This is a genomic window from Pseudomonas lopnurensis (assembly GCF_015070855.1).
Classification (GTDB): Bacteria; Pseudomonadota; Gammaproteobacteria; order Pseudomonadales; family Pseudomonadaceae; genus Stutzerimonas; species Stutzerimonas lopnurensis.
This window is the reverse complement of record NZ_JADDIX010000070.1, coordinates 118,608-134,699: the sequence shown is the minus strand read 5'-3', so window position 1 is coordinate 134,699 and position 16,092 is coordinate 118,608. Positions and strand designations below refer to the sequence as shown.

Sequence of the window (16,092 nt, the reverse complement as noted above, 5' to 3'; positions counted from 1 at the left end):
TGCTGCATCTCGGAGCTCTTGTCCCCATCGGCGAACCTGCCGGCCCGGCAGCGCCGTGCTTTTCGTGGGCGCAGCTCGATGCCGATTCAGCCCTTGCCGGCCTTCTTGATCCTCACATACAGGTCCTTGCCGCCGGTCGCGCTGCTGCCGCGTGACTCCAGTTCGAAGCGCTTGGGCTGGGCGGCGATCAGGTCGCTGAGTTTCTTGCAGCCGTACAGTCGCGGATCGAAGGCGGGGCGCAGCTTGCTGATGTTCTGCCCGAGGGTGCCGAGCTGGATCCAGTCGTCTTCCTCGGAGAGGTCGTCGAGCACCTTGGCGATGAAGTCCACCGGTACCTGCTGGCTCTTGATCGGGGCGGCCTTGTCGCTGCTCCTGGTCGCCTTGTCGTTCGTCTCGCCGGCCTGGGCCGCCGCGGCAGCCAGCTTCTCGGGGGACGATGGCTCCGCCGGGGATTTGGGCGCGTCGGCGCGCAGAATCTCGGTGTAGATGAACTTGTCGCAGGCGGAGACGAACGGCGAGGGCGTCTTCTGTTCGCCGAAGCCGTAGACGGTCAGGCCTTCCTCGCGGATGCGCGCGGCCAGGCGGGTGAAGTCGCTGTCGCTGGAGACCAGGCAGAAGCCGTCGAAACGCCGGGTGTAGAGCAGGTCCATGGCGTCGATGATCAGCGAGCTGTCGGTGGCGTTCTTGCCGGAGGTGTAGGCGAACTGCTGGATCGGCTGGATGGAATAATCCAGCAGCACCTTCTTCCAGCTGCCCAGGTTGGGTTTGGTCCAGTCGCCGTAGATACGCTTGACGCTGGCGACGCCGTACTTGGCGATTTCCTCGAACAGCCCTTCGACGATGGCGGCCGGGGCGTTGTCGGCGTCGATCAGCACCGCGAGGTGCTTTTGCTGCGTTGGATGGGTGGTTTGCTTGCTGGCCATGATTCATCCCGGGTGGCGGTGGCTGCGACCATACTAGCGCCGCCCGGGCCTGCTCGCCTTAGGCGCTGGACTGCCCGCTGGGTAGCGTCATTTTCCGGCAATTGAGGAAGTATTCGCCGCTTGCCGCTTGCCGCTTGCCGCTTGCCACAAGCTATAAGCGAGCAGTTCGATTCCTCGGCGCATTCTTGGCTGCACGTACATAAAACTCGCCTAACACCTGGTGCCAAAAAGCGCCCATGCCGAACAGGCGAGAAACACCAGTAGGGCAAAGCCGCTGGCCAGGCTGGCGAATGCCGGCGTGGCCGCGCAGCGGACCAGCGAGTCTAGGATGCGAGCACGGCGCGATGGTCTGCAAGCGTTGTCCACCGTAACGAATGCGATCGTCAGAAACGGATAGAGCCAGGCGTCATGTGCAAGGGGGTCGAACAGCCCATCCAGTTCTCGCATCAGCAGGATCGCAAAGAAGCCGGCGCCCAGACAATTGAAACCGTCCAGAGGTTGCTCGGCGGGCGCCAAGGCGAACAGTAGCGCACACAGCAGCAATTCGACTTCCTGGGTGATTCGGTAAAGGACATCTCACCGACATGGTCATCGAATACTGCGATATCCAGCCATAACATCAGAAAAGCCAAACACACAGCAGCACTTTACAGACGCTGGACTTCACGGGACGGGCGAGCGGGTAGTGTGCGCTGCGCAAAACGGAGACCTCGAATAAAAAGCTGATTGTACAAGGAGGCTCCTTTTTGTTAGCGGCGTATTAGCGCAACTCAGTGGTACCGTTTTTCACATCAATCCACTCTGGGCATGGGGGCGAAGGGCGTGCGCAGATAACCCAGAGTGCGTGCGCGGGGGTTCAAGTCTGGGCAGCGGGGGCTGGATAGACTCGTTCCAACCCTCCTACTCGATGAGCGCGAGAAGCCCGATGTCCCCATTCAAGTCCGATGCCTTCTTCGACAGCCTGTCCTCTTCCGCAGGTGACGTAAGCCAGTCCGACACGCTGCCCCCGCTGTGCTACACCAGCGCCGAGTTCTATGAATTCGAGAAGGAAGCACTCTTCAACCACGAGTGGCTCTGCGTGGGCCGTGTGGATTGGCTACCCAACGCCGGCGACTACTTCACCACTACCGTCATCGGCGAGCCGCTGCTGATCGCGCGCAATCGCGAAGGGCAGATCAAGGCGATGTCCGCGGTCTGCCAGCACCGCGCGATGCTGGTGGCGGAAGGGCATGGCAACACCAAAGCCTTCCTCTGCCCCTATCACCACTGGGCCTACGATCTGAATGGCGAGCTGATCGGCGCCCCCGAGATGCAGCGTACCGAGAATTTCCAGCGCAAGGACTTCTGCCTGCCGACGCTGCAGGTGGAGCTTTGGCAGGGCTTCATCTTCGTCAACTTCGACCCAGCCGCAGCACCGCTGGGGCCGCGCCTGACGAAGGTCGACGAAGTGCTGACGAATTACGACCTGACCAACGCCCAGGGGCCGCGTCCCGAGCCGGGTCCGCGTTATCCGTGGAACTGGAAGGTGATGATGGAGAACAACAACGACGGTTATCACGCCAACCGTCTGCACCACGGTCCGCTGCACGATTTTGCACCCAGCGCGCTGGCACGTTTCCCGAAAGACCTGCCGGAAGATACTGCGGGCTACTACCGCACCAACGGCACCCTGCATCCCGACGCCAGCTTCAACCCGACCCAGCGCGCGGTGTTGCCGGTGTTCCCGCAGCTCAGCGAGGAGGAGCGCGGGCGCTTCCTCTTCGTCAACCTGCCGCCGACCCTCTCGCTGGTGCTGACCAGCGACCTGGTGATGTACCTGATCCTGCGCGCCGACGGTCCCGAAGCGCATTTCAACGACACCGGCGTGCTCTGTGCGCCTGGAGCGATCGACTCGCCGGCCTTCCCGCACCTGATGGAGATGATTAACAACTCGGCGGCCGAGATCATCGCCCAGGATTTGCATGTGGACGAGTTGGTGCAGCAGGGCCTGCGTTCGCGGTACGCGGTACGCGGCCGCTACTCCTGGCAGGAACAGGCGCAAAGCGACTTCAACAAATGGGTGGTGCCGCGCTACCAGCAGACTTGGGAGCGCATACGGCCGGCAGAGTTGATTCCGCTACAGCAACTGCCTGCCGCTGCGCTATGACCTTTCCTGCTCCGAGGACGTTTCCATGAGCGCTACTGTGCAACCCCTGGCCATCGCCAGTGGGGCGCTGATCCGTGCAGCCAGCCTGAGTTGGCTGGCCCTGCGTCAGGCCCTGTGGCGGATACCGATGCTGCTGGTGATCACTCTGGTCACCTTCCTGATCCTTCGCGGCGTGCCGATCGATCCGGTCAACATGCTGATGCCGCCGAACGCCTCGGCGCAGGAAATCGCCGAGCTGAGCCATCAGCTGGGGCTGGATCGCCCGGTACTGGTGCAGTACCTGATGTGGTTGCGCGGGGCGCTGTCGGGGGACTTCGGCATCTCCATCCAGACAGGCCAGCCGGTGTTGCCGATGGTCCTGCAGGCCCTGCCGATGACCTTGCAGATCCTCTTCTTCGGCTTGCTCTCCGGGCTGGCGATGGGGCTGGGTAGCGGGATGCTGGCCTTCCGCGCCCGGGGCAGCGTGCTGGAGCCGGCGATCATGTCGATCAACGGCGTGATGATGGCGATACCGGACTATCTCTGGGCCATCGCGCTGATCGTCACCCTCGGCGTCGGCCTGCAATGGCTGCCGTTCATAGGTCCCATCGACCCCGGCCTGCAGGTGCCGAATATCACCGGATTCCTCTTGCTGGATTGCCTGTTGCAGGGCGACCTGGTGGCGTTCGGCAGTGCCCTGGCGCACCTCTTCCTGCCGTCGCTGACCCTGGGGTTGTGCATCGCCACACCGATTGCGCGGGTGCTGCATTCGAGCCTGATCGAGGTCTACCAGGAGGATTACCTGCAGGCCGCCCGCCTGCGCGGGCTCGACGAAAACACCCTGCTGGTACGCCACGCCCTGCGTAATGCGGCGCTGCCGACCATCAGCCTGATCGGCGTGCAGGCCAGCGTGGTGATCGGCGGCACCCTGCTGATCGAGACCATCTTCGGCCTGCCCGGGATCGGCGCCCTGATGATCCGCGCGCTGGGTTCGTTCGACCTGCAGACCATCCAACTGCTGGCGCTGACCTATGCCATCACCGTGCAGCTGGTGAACATGCTCTCCGATTTCACCCTGCGCACCCTCAACCCTCGCCTGCGGATCGCCCCATGACTGCCCTGTCCGTTTCGCTGGGGCGGCGCACCCTGGCGCGTCCCGGTTTGCTCTTCGGTGCCGGTTTCCTGCTGCTGCTCACGCTGTTGGCGCTCGCCGCACCCTGGCTGGCGCCCCACGATCCCAACGAGCAGGATCTGCTGAACGTGCTGTTGCCGCCGCTCTGGGCCACTGGCGGCAGCCTGGACTATCCGCTGGGTACCGATGCGCTTGGCCAGTGCGTGCTCTCACGCCTGCTCTACGGGGCCCGCGTGGTGGTCATCATCATGGCCATCGCGCCGCTCGGCGCGGCCTTGATCGGTTGCCTACTGGCGCTGCTCGGCGGCTACTTTGGCGGCTGGCTGGACTGGCTGGTCGAACGTTTCGTCGACCTCTGGCTGTCGTTCCCCGCGGTGTTGCTGGCGCTGATCCTGATGGTCGCGCTGTCGCCGGGCGTGCAGAACGTGATCCTCGCGATCGTCTTCGTCGACTGGGCGCGCTTCTGCCGCGTCTTACGTGCAGAAGTTCTGCTGTTGCGCCGACGCTCCTACGTCGCCGCTTCGCGAATCGGCGGCGCCGGCGCCCTTGGGATCATCTGGCGGGACATCCTGCCGGGGCTGCTGCCGACGCTGATCGTGCTGATGGCGATGGAGTTCAGCATCGCCGTGGTCGCCGAGAGCGTGCTGTCCTTCGCCGGCATGTCCGCCGCCCCGCAGGTGCCCACCTGGGGTGGGATGATCGCCGACGGCATGGGCAGCCTGTACTCCTCGCCCTATCCGCTGCTGTTGCCCGTGTTCTGCATGATCCTCACCGTCCTGGCCGCCACCTTCCTTGGGCAGGGGCTGCGCGAAGCCGTGGACGTCCGCCTGCTCGAACGTGCCGGAGCCGCCTGAGATGAACCTATCTTCCCTAGCCTTTTCCCCTGTCGCGGAGCAGTTCCTGGCCGAGCCCGAGTGGCTGCTCGAAGCCGATGGCCTGAGCGTGGTCGGCGGCCCCGCCGAGGCCCCCAGCGCCGTGCTTAGCGACCTCAGCTTTCGCCTCGCAGCGGGGCGTACGCTGGGCCTGGTCGGCGAGTCCGGAGCCGGCAAGAGCATGATCGGCCGGGTGCTCGCGCGGCAGTTGCCGGCGGGGTTCCGGGTCGGTGGCGGCCAGTTGCGCTTCGCCGGCGAGGACCTGCTGAGCCTGCCCGCCGAACGGCACCGGCAATCGCTGGGCTCGCGCATCGCCTTCATTCCCCAGGAACCGATGGGCGCGCTGAACCCGGTGCTGACCATCGGCCGCCAGCTGATCGAGCACCTGCAACGCCTCGGTACGCCGGCGGCGGCTTGTCGCGAGCGCGCCATCGAGTTGCTCGAACAGGTGTGCCTGCCGCGACCGGCGACGTTGCTCGGCCATTATCCGTTCGAGCTGTCCGGCGGCATGTGCCAGCGGGTGATGATCGCCATGGCCTTCGCCGGGCGGCCGCAGTTGGTGGTCAGCGACGAGGCGACCACCGCGCTGGATGTCAGCAGTCAGGCGCACATCGTCCGCCTGCTGCGCGAGTTGCAGGAGCAGTACGCCACCGCCGTGCTCTTCGTCACCCATGACATGGGCCTGGCGACCCACGCCTGCGACGACGTGCTGGTGCTTTACGCTGGGCAGATCATGGAGAGCGGACCGGCCAAGTCGCTGTTCCGGCGGACCCTGCATCCCTACACCCGGGCGCTGCGCGAGGCGATTCCGGCGCTGGAAGGTCCATTGCTGCCGCTACGCGCGCTGGCCGGGCAGATGCCCGGGGTGGAGAGCTTCGCGCAGATCAAGGGCTGTCGCTTCGCCGGTCGCTGCGAGCAGGCCACCCAGGTCTGCCACGACGGTGTGGCGCCACTGGAAAGCGTCGGTCCGCAGCACCAGGTACGTTGCTGGAACCTGGCCGCCGCCAGCGAGCGCCAGGCGCAGCCCGAGGCGACGGCTCACGAGCCCGGGCGCGCCATGAGTGCGCAGCAGAGCCTGGTAGCCAAGGGGCTGAGCAAGACCTGGCCAGGGCGTCGCCAGGGCTTTCGCCGCGCGCCCGGCGTGGCGGCGCTGAAACCGCTGGACTTGAGCATTGCCCCTGGCGAATTCATCGGCATCGTCGGTGAGAGCGGCAGCGGCAAGTCGACCCTGGCACGGCTGATCATGGGCCTGGAACGGCAGAGTACCGGTGTGATTTCGCTCAACGGAGAAATGCTTGGCGACTCGAGAGATGACTGGACGCGGCGCATCGCTTCAATCCAGATGATTTTCCAGGATGCTACCGCGGCTTTGAATCCGCGCTGGCGCATCGGCCGCCTGCTGACCCAGTCGATGCTCTCGCAGCCGCGCCTGCATTCGGAACGCCAGGCCCGCGCCGCGGAGCTGGCGGCCGATGTCGGCCTGGCCGCCTCGACGCTGAAGCGCTACCCGTCGCAACTGTCCGGTGGCCAGCGACAGCGGGTGAACATCGGCCGCAGCCTCTGCGATACGCCGCAGATCCTGGTGGCGGACGAAATCGTCTCCGGCCTCGACGTCTCGGTGCAGGCGCAAGTGATGAACCTGCTGCTAGAGCTGCGCCGCCAGCACAAGATTTCCCTGCTGCTGATTTCCCACGACCTCGGTGTGGTGCGCTACCTGTGCAGCCGCGTGCTGGTGCTGCACCAGGGCGAACTGGTGGAGCAAGGCGAGACCGAGCGTGTACTCGCCCATCCGCAGCACCCCTACACCCGCGCGCTGATCGCCGCCGTGCCGTCGCTGGACCCCGATGCCCAGTGGCCTCCTGCGGCTTTTCCTCAAATGGATGTGACCCCATGAGTACGACCCCGCCCTCCACCCGCATGCCCGCGCTGTTCATCGGCCACGGCACGCCGATGAACGCCCTGGAGCAAAACGTCTTCACCCAGAGCTGGGCGGCGCTGGGCCACTGCATCGGCAAGCCCAAGGCGATCCTGGTGGTTTCGGCACACTGGCAGACGCGCGGTGTTGCAGTGACCGCCATGCAGCGGCCCGAGACCATCAACGACTTCGGTGCCTTTCCCAAGGCCCTCTTCGACAAGACCTATCCCGCGCCGGGCTCGCCGGAACTGGCACAGCGCATTGCGCGCCTGTTGCAGCCACTGTCGGTGGCTCAAGACCATTCATGGGGCCTGGATCATGGGGCCTGGTCGATCCTCGTGCACCTGTACCCGCAGGCCGATGTGCCGGTGGTGCAGCTGAGCATGGATGCGACCCAGTCGCCGTCGTTCCACTACGAGCTTGGCCAGCGTCTGCAGCCGCTGCGCGACGAGGGCGTGCTGATCGTCGGCACCGGCAACGTGGTGCACAACCTCGGCCGTCTGGACTGGGGGATGCCCGAGAACGGGTATGACTGGGCCGAACGCTTCCAGGCCCGCGTACAGGAGATTGTCACCGCCGGGCAGGACTGGGCGTTGACCAACTTCGCCCAGATGGGCGCGGACGCGCAGCGTTCGATCCCCTCGGCGGACCACTTCCTGCCGTTGCTCTATGTGCTCGGTTCGCGTGATCGCGAAGACGACGCCCTGGAGTTCGTCACCCCGCAATGCGTGTTCGGTTCGCTGAGCATGATGAGCATCGCTCTCTGGCCATCCCGCGAGCCCTGAGCGGCGCCTTTCCCGGTCGCCCCACGAGGGGCGCCTTCATCGTTCATCATCCCCCAAGAGGAAATCTGCACATGAAAGTCACCATCTTCGGTTACGGCAATATCGGTAGCGCATTCACCAAGCAACTGACCCAGGCCGGCCACGAAGTGATCGTCAGCGGCCGCGACCTGGCCAAGGCGCGCGACCTGGCCACCCAATACGGCGCCCAGGCGCTGTCGATCAAGGAAGCGGCNCCGACGTGCTGGTCATGGCGGTGTACTTCGGCGCTGTGGTGGACATCGTCGCCGAGACCGGCAGCCTGTCCGGCAAGGTCGTGGTCGACCCGACCAACCCGCTGACCCCCGACTACATGGGCCTGACCCTGGGTCACAGCACGTCGGCGGCGGAAGAAATCGCCAAGCAGGTGCCGGGCGCCCAAGTGGTCAAGGCGTTCAACACCCTGTTCGCCCAAGTGCTCGACCAGGGCGGCGACTTCGCCGGAACCCCGGCCAGCGTCTTCGTCGCCTCCGACGATGCCGCCGCCAAGCAGGTTGCGACGGAACTGGCCACCAGCCTCGGCTACGCCGTGGTCGATGCCGGCGGCCTGCATAACGCCCGCTACCTCGAGCCGCTGGCCGGGCTGAACATCTACCTGGGCTACGGTGCCGGTCTGGGCACGCAGATCGCGCCGACCTGGCTGTCCCGCTAAATCCCGCCGCCAGACCTGCCACCGCTGGGCCTGCAGCGGCGGCAGGTTTTTCCTTAGCCGGCCAGGCGGCTTTCCTTCTGCCGTCGGTAATCTCTGGGGGTCACTCCGAAGGTGTTGCGAAATACGCGACTGAAGTGCGCCGCGTCGTTGAATCCCCAGCGAAAGCAGATATCGGAAACGGACAGGTGCCGATATTCCGGATTCGACAGTTCGCAGCGGCAGCGTTCGAGTCGACGCACGCGGATGTAACTGGCGAAACTACTTCCCGATACTTCGAAAAGTTTCTGCACATAACGGGACGAGACATGGTGCTCGTCGGCAATTTGAGCCAGGTTGAGTTCCGGGTCGGCCAGGCGCGCGTCGATAACCTGGCATATCTGTTTGAAATGCAGCATCTTCGCCGTGCCACCGAAATCCTGAACTTTTCCTTGTTGCATCAAGGTGGTGATCAGATATTCGGAAAGTACGATTTCAATGGGTCTCAATGACGTCGGGTCAATGTTTTCCAAGTTGTCGCTGATCGAATGAAGTGTGTCGGAGAATACTCGGTTCATTCCGTTTTCACAGGAAAGGTAACCGACATCGATGAGTGACGGATTGAGCAGGCGAGCGTGTACCAGATCTGGCGGTATGCGGATGTAGAGCATCTGGAAGTCCGACTCGGCGGTGAGCGACATATCCAGTCCGGTGGGGGCGTAGACAATGTCCCCTGCCTTGGCGGGAAGCTTCAATCCTTTGTATTTGATCGATACCTGGCCTGCGATGATCAGGGCTAGCCAGATGGTATAGGGTTGCTCCGTAGACTGGCCTGAAATCTCCAGTGGACTTCCCTTTATGCGTGCAAACTCGACATTACTGGGTGTGGTGATGCAGTAGATGTCGCCTTCAATGAGTTTCTCGGAGTCTCGGGATCGGCACGCTGGCATATGCAATTGATTCATTGCGCGTTGCCAAAGTTGTGCGCGTTCAAGGGCGGGGTGCCGGTCGGTGGATACATTCCAGCTTTTCATAAGGACCTCACGCAATAAGGCATTTCTATCGTCGTTGGACATTCTCTTATGTGCCATTTTCTTAGCAATACTCATGCCGGCAAGTTTGCCGATTTTGAATGTGAGTGTGTTCCCGGGCGTCGTTTAGAGTGTGCCTCTACTGGTTTTTATTCTTTTTATTTCAGACGATTAGCGCTGTGGGGGCGCGCTCGCAGGGGGCGGGCGGAGGAGGAAATTTTGATTGATTGCAGCCATCGCTCGGCATTGCGTCGAAGCAGTGCGAGGGGTGCCCGAAGACAGCGCGTTTTTATTGGGAGCCATTAGAAAGGCCGGTAAGAGAGGCTTTCTCATACCGGCCTGGGAAGAACGCGAAGAGCGTTCAGAGTTGCTCGAAGATGTTGCGTGGCATCCTGATATGGGCGCCCTGGCGGCTGTCGACCACCTGGGTGATCCCCATGTCCCCGGCCACGCTCATCAGCGAGTAGGCGTCGTTGCGAGATAGGCCCTGGTGCTCGGTGAGGAGGGTCAGCATGTCCAGCGAGGCATTGCGCGCCGCCTGGTTCAGGTCTTCGTGGAAGCCATGGACGATCCAGCAGTCCTCGGCCTCGAGCAGCGGCGAGGGGAAGAAGAAATCCTTGCGTAGGATGATCTGCATGGTCACGTTCAGCGACGACTCGATGGCCGTGCCGCTGATCTCGCCGTCGCCCTGGGAGATATGCGGATCGCCGATGGAGAACAGCGCGCCGTCCACCGCCACCGGGTAGTACATGGTCGAGCCGGCACCGATGCGCCAGTTGTCGATGTTGCCGCCGTGCAGGCCCGGCGGGATGGTGCTGATGCGCCCCTGTACGTCCGGCGCCACGCCGGCGGTGCCCAGGTGCGGGCGGATCGGTACGCGCACGCCGTTGAGTGCTTGTTGCCGGTCGCACTCCGGGCAATGGGTGACGCGGCCGGGGATCAGGTACTTCTCCTTCACGTCGTAGGCGTACAGCGCCTTGGCGTTGTGGGCGTTGGTGTCCAGCTCGTAGATGGTGACGCGTTCTGTCTCGTCGAACTCCTTGTACAGGTAGCCCCAGTTGGCCGCGAGGTTGGCGCCGTAGCGGTTGCGCGGGGTCATCTGCAGGTAGCGCACTTCGAGCATGTCGCCGGGCTGCGCGCCTTCCACCCAGATCGGCCCGGTCATGATGTGCACACCGGGGTTGCGGTCGTTCTCCGGGATTTCCCGGAACAGTCGCCAGACGGTCTCGTCCATCATCAGCTCCGGCGCGTCGCCGGCGTGATGGGTGATGGCTTCGGCCTGCACGATATCGCCGCTGCGCACCTTCAGCGCTGGCGCCAGGTCAGCGGAAAAATAGCCCCAGTGGACGTTCTCCGGGGTGGCCCGAAGGGTGTGCAGGGCGCTGGGCATGGGATGGCTGCGGCCGGCGTTCAGGGATTGCTTCGTGGACATGCGGGTGATTCCTCACAGCGGTCGGGTCAGAGATCGAGAACCAGGCGGGCGCTGCGCGCCCGTGAGCAGCAGGGCGTGAACTGGTCGTTCGCGGCCTGTTCCTGGGGGGAGAAAAAGTAGTCGCGGTGGTCGACGTCGCCGTCCAGCACGCCGAGGCGGCAGCTGCCGCAAACCCCGGAGCCGCAGGACAGGTTGATGTACAGACCGTGCCGCTGCAGGGCGTCGGCAACGCTCTCCTCGGCACCGACGGCGATGACCTCGCCGCTGGACTTGATCTGCACCTCGAAGGCGCCGTCGCCGTCCAGTGCCGCCGGGGCCTCGGCGCCGAAACGCTCGAAATGCACCTGCGCATCGGACCAGCCCTTGCCGCGGGCGACGGCTAGCACCGCATCGATCAGCCGGGCCGGACCGCAGACATACAGGTGGCGCGCGGAGGGAGAGGGGATGACCTGCTCCAGATCCATGCGCACGCCATCGGCGTAGCAGAACACTTGGCCATCGCCACGCCCGCTCAGTTCCTCATGGAAGGCCATGCCGGCCTGGCTGCGCCCGCTGTAGTGCAGTTCGAACGCGCGCCCCTGGGCCTCGCGCTCACGGGCCATCGCCAGCAGCGGGGTGATGCCGATGCCGCCGGCGATGAGCAGCGGGCAGGGATCGTCTTCCTCCAGCGGGAAATGGTTGAACGGACCGCTGGCGTTCAGCGTCGAGCCTGCCTGCAAGTCCTCGCAGACTTCCCGCGAACCGCCACGGCCGTCGGCTTCCAGGCGTACCGCCAGGCGATAGCGCACGGTCTCGGCGGGGCCGTTGCACAGCGAGTACTGGCGTACCCCGGCGTTCAGTTCCAGCGCCAAGTGGGCGCCGGCGCGGAACGGGCGCAGCGGCTGGCCGTCGTCCGGTTCCAGCTCGATCAGGGTGACGCCTTGCGCTGCCGGCTCGTGGCGGACCACACGCAGTCGTACCGCGGACGTGAAGGGTTCAGGGGGTGCGTTCACGAAAGGCTCCCGAGCGATTTGGTGCCAGTGTGGCCGCAGCCGGCGGGGCAGTTCTTGGACACCTGCGCACGGGAATTAGGACGTCTGCCGCTCGAGCGTCAAGCCTTCATGCGCGTCCGGACAAGATCGCCCGCCGGCATCTTGCGAGAGTTTTGCCATCCGCAACGAACTACCCTGGGAGCATCCGGCGATGGCGAAACCTCTGACTCTGCAACCGATCACCACCTCGGCCGCCTGGCGCGGCGACGAGCTGGGACGCGGTGGCGACTGGATCTATCTGCTCGACGACGTGCAGCTCGCCGAACTCGAGGCCGCCGGTGCCCAGCTGATCGCCGACAATCCGGACCTGCGCCGCGTCGAGCCCGGCGACTATCCGCTGGAAAGCCTTCAGGAGGCCGTGGCGCAATGGAAGGAGCGCCTCGACGTCGGCCACGGTTTCGTCTTGGTACGTGGCTTGCGCACCCAGCTGTATTCCGACGCGCTGAGCGCCGCCATCTATTACCTGCTCGGCCTGCTGATGGGCGAGCCGATGCGGCAGAACGAGCTGGGTGACCTGATCGACCACATCTACGCGACCTCGGACAAGACCCTGGACGACCCCACGGCGCTTTCCAAGTCGATTCGCGACAAGCTGCCGTTCCACTCCGACAGCTCGGATGTGGTATCGCTGATGTGCCTGCGTCCATCCAAGGCCGGTGGCGCGTCCTGCCTGGTCTCCGGTGCGCAGATCTACAACGAGATCCTGGCCCGTCGCCCCGACCTCGCACCGCTGCTGTTCGAACCCTTCCACTGGGACTGGCGCCGCCAGGACCCGGATGCGCCGGCCAATACCTACTGCTCGCCGATCATCAGCCTGGTGGACGGCACCTTCAGCATGTACGCCGGCTCGCTGTACATCCTCACCGCCCAGGACTTTCCGGAAGTGCCGCGCCTGACCGAGGCGCAGCGAGAACTGCTGGAGCTGTTCGAGGCGATCACCTACGAGCCGGGCATGGCCATCGAGATGGATTTCCGTCCCGGTGATATCCAGTGGCTCTCCAACCATGCGGCGCTGCACTCGCGTACCGAGTTTATCGACTACCCGGAGCCGCAGCGCAGACGTCACCTGATGCGCCTGTGGCTGCGCCGCCGGGAACCCCGGGCAGTGACCCCGGGCTTCGGGAAGAGTGTGGTGCAAAACCGCACGACCCACAGGGACGCGGGGGCGGACGATTCGAAGGGCAACTTCCATATTGTCGAAGCCGCCGTCCCACGCGTTATGCCTTGACCACTGCCAATTTATCCATCCAATCAATCCGACAATGGAACAGTGCCATGCAAATCGGCAGGTATTCGACGTTAGCGTTTGTGTGTTCGCTCGGGATGTTCGCCTACAGCGGCCTGGTGGCCGCCGATGAAGCGGCTTCGCTGAGCCCGGAGGCCAAAGCGCAGGTGCGCGCGATGGTCGAGAAAATCGTCCGCGAGACGCTCGCCAAGCAGCAGGCCCAACAACCACCGGCAACCGCCGTGGCGCCTGCGGGGCTTGACGAAGAGCAGGTGACCCAGGCTCAGCAAGCGCCGGCCAAGCGCAGCACGGCCACTGCTGACCTGATCGACGAGATCACCGAGAAGGTCAAGTTGTACGGCGTGCTCGACTTCGGTGCTACCTATGTGAGCGACGAAGGCGGCAGCAGCAAGTTCGGTGAGCGCGACGGGGTGAACTGGGGCAATCGCCTGGGCCTGACCGGCTCCCAGGATCTGGACTGGGGCCTCAAGGCGATCTTCACCATCGAGCACGGTTTCAACCTGAGCGATGGTACCACCTCGCAATACGGCACCACTTGGGGGCGCCAGGCCTATGCAGGAGTCGAGAACAAGTGGGGGCGGTTGACCTTCGGGCGCCAGTACGACTTCGTCTACGACTACCTCAACCAGCTCAATATCGGCGGTTATGCCACGACCTACGCGGGACATCACGGCGACTTCGACCGTATTTCCGGCTGGCGGGTGGATCGCTCGATCAAGTTCCAGAGCGCGACTTTCGACGGTTTCAAGTTTGGCATCATGTATGCAACCGACGATGCGGCCTACCCCGGTCAGTCCTCGGGCAACAAGGAAACGCTCAGCCTGGGCGCCAGCTACTTCGCCGGCCCCTGGAGCCTGGCGGCGGCTTACGTGCGCATCGACAAAAACGACATCTATCCCGACTTACAGATTGGCAAGACCGAACTGTTTGGTGAGACGCTCAATTTCGATGGCACGCCGCTTATCGTCGATCAGGAGACCGCTATCGTCGGTGGGCATTACCAACTGGGTGACTTCACGCTGGTCGGCAATACCTCGCAGACCAAGTTTAAGCGTGACGGGGAGACCGCCACCCAGCACGTATACGAACTGGGTGGCTACTACCCGATCGCTGAGAAGACCACGGCCATCGCCGCCTATCAATGGTCCGATTTCGAGGGTAACGACTGGGATCAGGTCACTTTCGGCCTCAAGCGCGATCTCTCCGACAAGACCTGGCTGTACGCCTCCTATTCCTGGATGAAGGCATCCGATGGCATTCGCGCCAACCAGGGTGCCGGCTGGTACCTGGATAACTCCAGCGACAACCGTCAGGACACTTTCCGTCTTGGCATGGTTTACACGTTCTGATTTTCGCTCGGCAGCGATTTACGAGGATAAAACGATGCAACGCAGAACCTTGTTGAGAGCCGCGCCGCTGAGCGCCCTGGCGCTGCTGATGGGCCCGGGGAGCATCGCTCGCGTGCTGGCGGCGGACACCGAGAGAGTTTCGCTGGCGTTTCCCTTCGATGTAGTCAGCTGGGATCCCACGGCGCGGATCATCCCGCAGGCCACCTCGCTCTACAAATGCGTGTTCGACCAGCCCTTGCAGTATGACGAGCGTAACCAGTTGGCCGGTGGCGTGGTCAGCGCCTACCAATGGACTGACGACAGCGGGCTGGAACTGGCGCTGGATTTTCGCGACGACGTGTATTTCCACAACGGCGATAAGCTGACTTCCGAGGACTTCAAGTACACCTTCGAGGAACGCCTGAAAGCCGATCAGTCGCTGCAACTGGGCTTCATCTGGAGCGGCATCGAGCGTATCGAAACGCCGTCTCCCACACGGGCGGTCATCCACTTCAGCAAGCCCTTCGTGACTGCCCCCCAGTACCTCGGCTTTGCCGGCTCCTTCATCCTGCCCAAGCGATACATCGAACAGGTGGGTATGGAGGCATTCCTGGCCAAGCCGATCGGCTCGGGGCCGTACAAGCTGGTGGAGTATCAGCGCAACAATCGGGTGGTGTTGGAGGCCTTCGATCGCTACTGGGGGGGCATTCCGACCCTGCGCGAGGTGAGCATCCAGATCATTCCCAACCCGACTTCGCGGGTGTCAGCGCTTCAGTCCGGGCAGGTTGCCTTCAGCTATGCACTGCCGATTCGTGATGCGCTGCGCCTGGGCGACATGCCGAACCTCACCAGTGCGCTGACGGTGACCGTGGATACCTATCTCATCCACATGCTCGACAAGGCGCCGTTGGACGACATCAACGTGCGCCTGGCGATGCACCATGCCATCGACAAGGAGGTGCTCTCGCGGGCCCTGCTCGACGGCGACCCGCAGCCCCTGTCGATGCCTTCGCCGCCTGGTACGCCCGCGCATGACGAGCACTTCAGCATGGCCTTCGATGCACAGAAGGCTCGCGACTATCTGGCCAGGTCTGGCTACAGCCTGAGCAATCCGGTGCGCTTCAAGTTCTTCGCCACCAATGGCGTGCATCCGGTCGACAACCAGATGGCCCGCGCCATCGTCCAGATGTGGAGCAAGGTCGGCATCCAGGCGGAGCTGGAGACCATCGACATGGGCAAGTACTTCCAGTCGGTGGCCGCTGGCACTCTCGAAGGTCCTGCTCTTTGGCTGTGGAACAACTCGACGGCGGACCCGGAGCTGTACTCGGGCAGCTACCTCAATGCCGACACGGTGTTCTCCGTGTGGCGTAGCGAGGATGTGATGGAGCGTTTGCGTCCACTGCTGGTAGAGCGCGACTACGCCAATCGCATCGCCGGCTACCAGGCGTTCGAGCGCTGGGCGGTAGAGCAGGGCTACAGCCTGCCACTGCTGCAAGGCGTGTCGAGCGTGGCGCACACGACTGCGTTGCGCTACCAGCCGTTCCAGAATGGCTGGATGCTGCCTTCTCGCTGGCACGTCTGACGCGATAGTTCGCTTGCCGCGTCGTT

13 protein-coding genes and 1 pseudogene are annotated in these 16,092 nt (G+C 63.8%); 9 read left to right on the top strand and 5 right to left on the bottom strand.

Translation table 11 applies throughout. The features are described from left to right. Positions 1 to 86 precede the first annotated feature (86 nt). Complete coding sequence (locus IN820_RS14500; protein WP_193681631.1) at positions 87 to 923, bottom strand: NYN domain-containing protein; 837 nt, start codon at positions 921 to 923, stop codon at positions 87 to 89. Positions 924 to 1,133: 210 nt separating this feature from the next. Beyond that, entirely contained in the window at positions 1,134 to 1,466 is a 333-nt protein-coding gene (locus IN820_RS14495; protein ID WP_193681630.1) for a hypothetical protein, read from the bottom strand. Between the two features lie 382 nt (positions 1,467 to 1,848). Here IN820_RS14495 and IN820_RS14490 point away from each other — a divergent pair, with 382 nt between their 5' ends. From IN820_RS14490 to IN820_RS14465, 6 genes and pseudogenes are all read left to right on the top strand, one after another. Continuing rightward, positions 1,849 to 3,069, top strand: a complete 1,221-nt coding sequence (locus IN820_RS14490; protein ID WP_193681629.1) for an aromatic ring-hydroxylating oxygenase subunit alpha — start codon at positions 1,849 to 1,851, stop codon at positions 3,067 to 3,069. Positions 3,070 to 3,094: 25 nt separating this feature from the next. After that, complete coding sequence (locus IN820_RS14485) at positions 3,095 to 4,162, top strand: ABC transporter permease (protein ID WP_193681628.1); 1,068 nt, start codon at positions 3,095 to 3,097, stop codon at positions 4,160 to 4,162. Beyond that, positions 4,159 to 5,034 carry an ABC transporter permease gene (locus IN820_RS14480; protein ID WP_193681627.1) on the top strand — a complete coding sequence of 292 codons (876 nt, stop codon included), beginning with the start codon at positions 4,159 to 4,161 and terminating at the stop codon, positions 5,032 to 5,034. Before IN820_RS14485 ends, IN820_RS14480 begins: the two co-directional genes overlap by 4 nt. A 1-nt stretch (position 5,035) precedes the next feature. After that, positions 5,036 to 6,946 carry a dipeptide ABC transporter ATP-binding protein gene (locus IN820_RS14475; protein WP_193681626.1) on the top strand — a complete coding sequence of 637 codons (1,911 nt, stop codon included), beginning with the start codon at positions 5,036 to 5,038 and terminating at the stop codon, positions 6,944 to 6,946. Continuing rightward, positions 6,943 to 7,752: a 4,5-DOPA-extradiol-dioxygenase gene (gene ygiD, locus IN820_RS14470; RefSeq protein ID WP_235989165.1), complete on the top strand. Its 810-nt coding sequence runs from the start codon at positions 6,943 to 6,945 to the stop codon at positions 7,750 to 7,752. Before IN820_RS14475 ends, ygiD begins: the two co-directional genes overlap by 4 nt. Positions 7,753 to 7,823: 71 nt before the next feature. Continuing rightward, positions 7,824 to 8,440: pseudogene (locus IN820_RS14465) on the top strand (NADPH-dependent F420 reductase). A gap of 53 nt (positions 8,441 to 8,493) precedes the next feature. Here the strand turns inward: IN820_RS14465 and IN820_RS14460 are convergent. From IN820_RS14460 to IN820_RS22865, 3 genes are all read right to left on the bottom strand, one after another. After that, positions 8,494 to 9,492, bottom strand: coding sequence for a helix-turn-helix domain-containing protein (locus IN820_RS14460; RefSeq protein WP_193681625.1), 999 nt, complete (start codon positions 9,490 to 9,492; stop codon positions 8,494 to 8,496). 316 nt (positions 9,493 to 9,808) lie between these two features. Then, positions 9,809 to 10,879 carry an acetamidase/formamidase family protein gene (locus IN820_RS14455; protein ID WP_193681624.1) on the bottom strand — a complete coding sequence of 357 codons (1,071 nt, stop codon included), beginning with the start codon at positions 10,877 to 10,879 and terminating at the stop codon, positions 9,809 to 9,811. A 26-nt stretch (positions 10,880 to 10,905) separates the two neighbouring features. Further along, complete coding sequence (locus tag IN820_RS22865; protein ID WP_207793638.1) at positions 10,906 to 11,871, bottom strand: PDR/VanB family oxidoreductase; 966 nt, start codon at positions 11,869 to 11,871, stop codon at positions 10,906 to 10,908. Positions 11,872 to 12,061: 190 nt separating this feature from the next. Between IN820_RS22865 and IN820_RS14445 the strand changes: the two genes are divergently transcribed. The 3 genes from IN820_RS14445 to IN820_RS14435 are packed head-to-tail and all read left to right on the top strand — an operon-like array spanning position 12,062 to position 16,066. Continuing rightward, positions 12,062 to 13,138 (top strand): TauD/TfdA family dioxygenase, encoded by a 1,077-nt coding sequence (locus IN820_RS14445; protein ID WP_193681623.1) that lies wholly within the window; start codon positions 12,062 to 12,064, stop codon positions 13,136 to 13,138. A 47-nt stretch (positions 13,139 to 13,185) separates the two neighbouring features. Beyond that, positions 13,186 to 14,505 (top strand): porin, encoded by a 1,320-nt coding sequence (locus tag IN820_RS14440; protein ID WP_193681622.1) that lies wholly within the window; start codon positions 13,186 to 13,188, stop codon positions 14,503 to 14,505. 34 nt (positions 14,506 to 14,539) lie between these two features. Then, positions 14,540 to 16,066: an ABC transporter substrate-binding protein gene (locus IN820_RS14435; RefSeq protein ID WP_193681621.1), complete on the top strand. Its 1,527-nt coding sequence runs from the start codon at positions 14,540 to 14,542 to the stop codon at positions 16,064 to 16,066. The last annotated feature ends 26 nt before the right edge of the window (positions 16,067 to 16,092 follow it).

Excerpts from the sequence above, each read along its gene's own strand:
- IN820_RS14500 (WP_193681631.1), bottom strand. The coding sequence starts at position 923 with ATGGCCAGCAAGCAAACCACCCATCCAACGCAGCAAAAGCACCTCGCG.
- IN820_RS14490 (WP_193681629.1), top strand. The coding sequence starts at position 1,849 with ATGTCCCCATTCAAGTCCGATGCCTTCTTCGACAGCCTGTCCTCTTCC.
- IN820_RS14485 (WP_193681628.1), top strand. The coding sequence starts at position 3,095 with ATGAGCGCTACTGTGCAACCCCTGGCCATCGCCAGTGGGGCGCTGATC.
- IN820_RS14480 (WP_193681627.1), top strand. The coding sequence starts at position 4,159 with ATGACTGCCCTGTCCGTTTCGCTGGGGCGGCGCACCCTGGCGCGTCCC.
- IN820_RS14475 (WP_193681626.1), top strand. The coding sequence starts at position 5,036 with ATGAACCTATCTTCCCTAGCCTTTTCCCCTGTCGCGGAGCAGTTCCTG.
- ygiD (WP_235989165.1), top strand. The coding sequence starts at position 6,943 with ATGAGTACGACCCCGCCCTCCACCCGCATGCCCGCGCTGTTCATCGGC.
- IN820_RS14460 (WP_193681625.1), bottom strand. The coding sequence starts at position 9,492 with ATGTCCAACGACGATAGAAATGCCTTATTGCGTGAGGTCCTTATGAAA.
- IN820_RS14455 (WP_193681624.1), bottom strand. The coding sequence starts at position 10,879 with ATGTCCACGAAGCAATCCCTGAACGCCGGCCGCAGCCATCCCATGCCC.
- IN820_RS14445 (WP_193681623.1), top strand. The coding sequence starts at position 12,062 with ATGGCGAAACCTCTGACTCTGCAACCGATCACCACCTCGGCCGCCTGG.
- IN820_RS14440 (WP_193681622.1), top strand. The coding sequence starts at position 13,186 with ATGCAAATCGGCAGGTATTCGACGTTAGCGTTTGTGTGTTCGCTCGGG.
- IN820_RS14435 (WP_193681621.1), top strand. The coding sequence starts at position 14,540 with ATGCAACGCAGAACCTTGTTGAGAGCCGCGCCGCTGAGCGCCCTGGCG.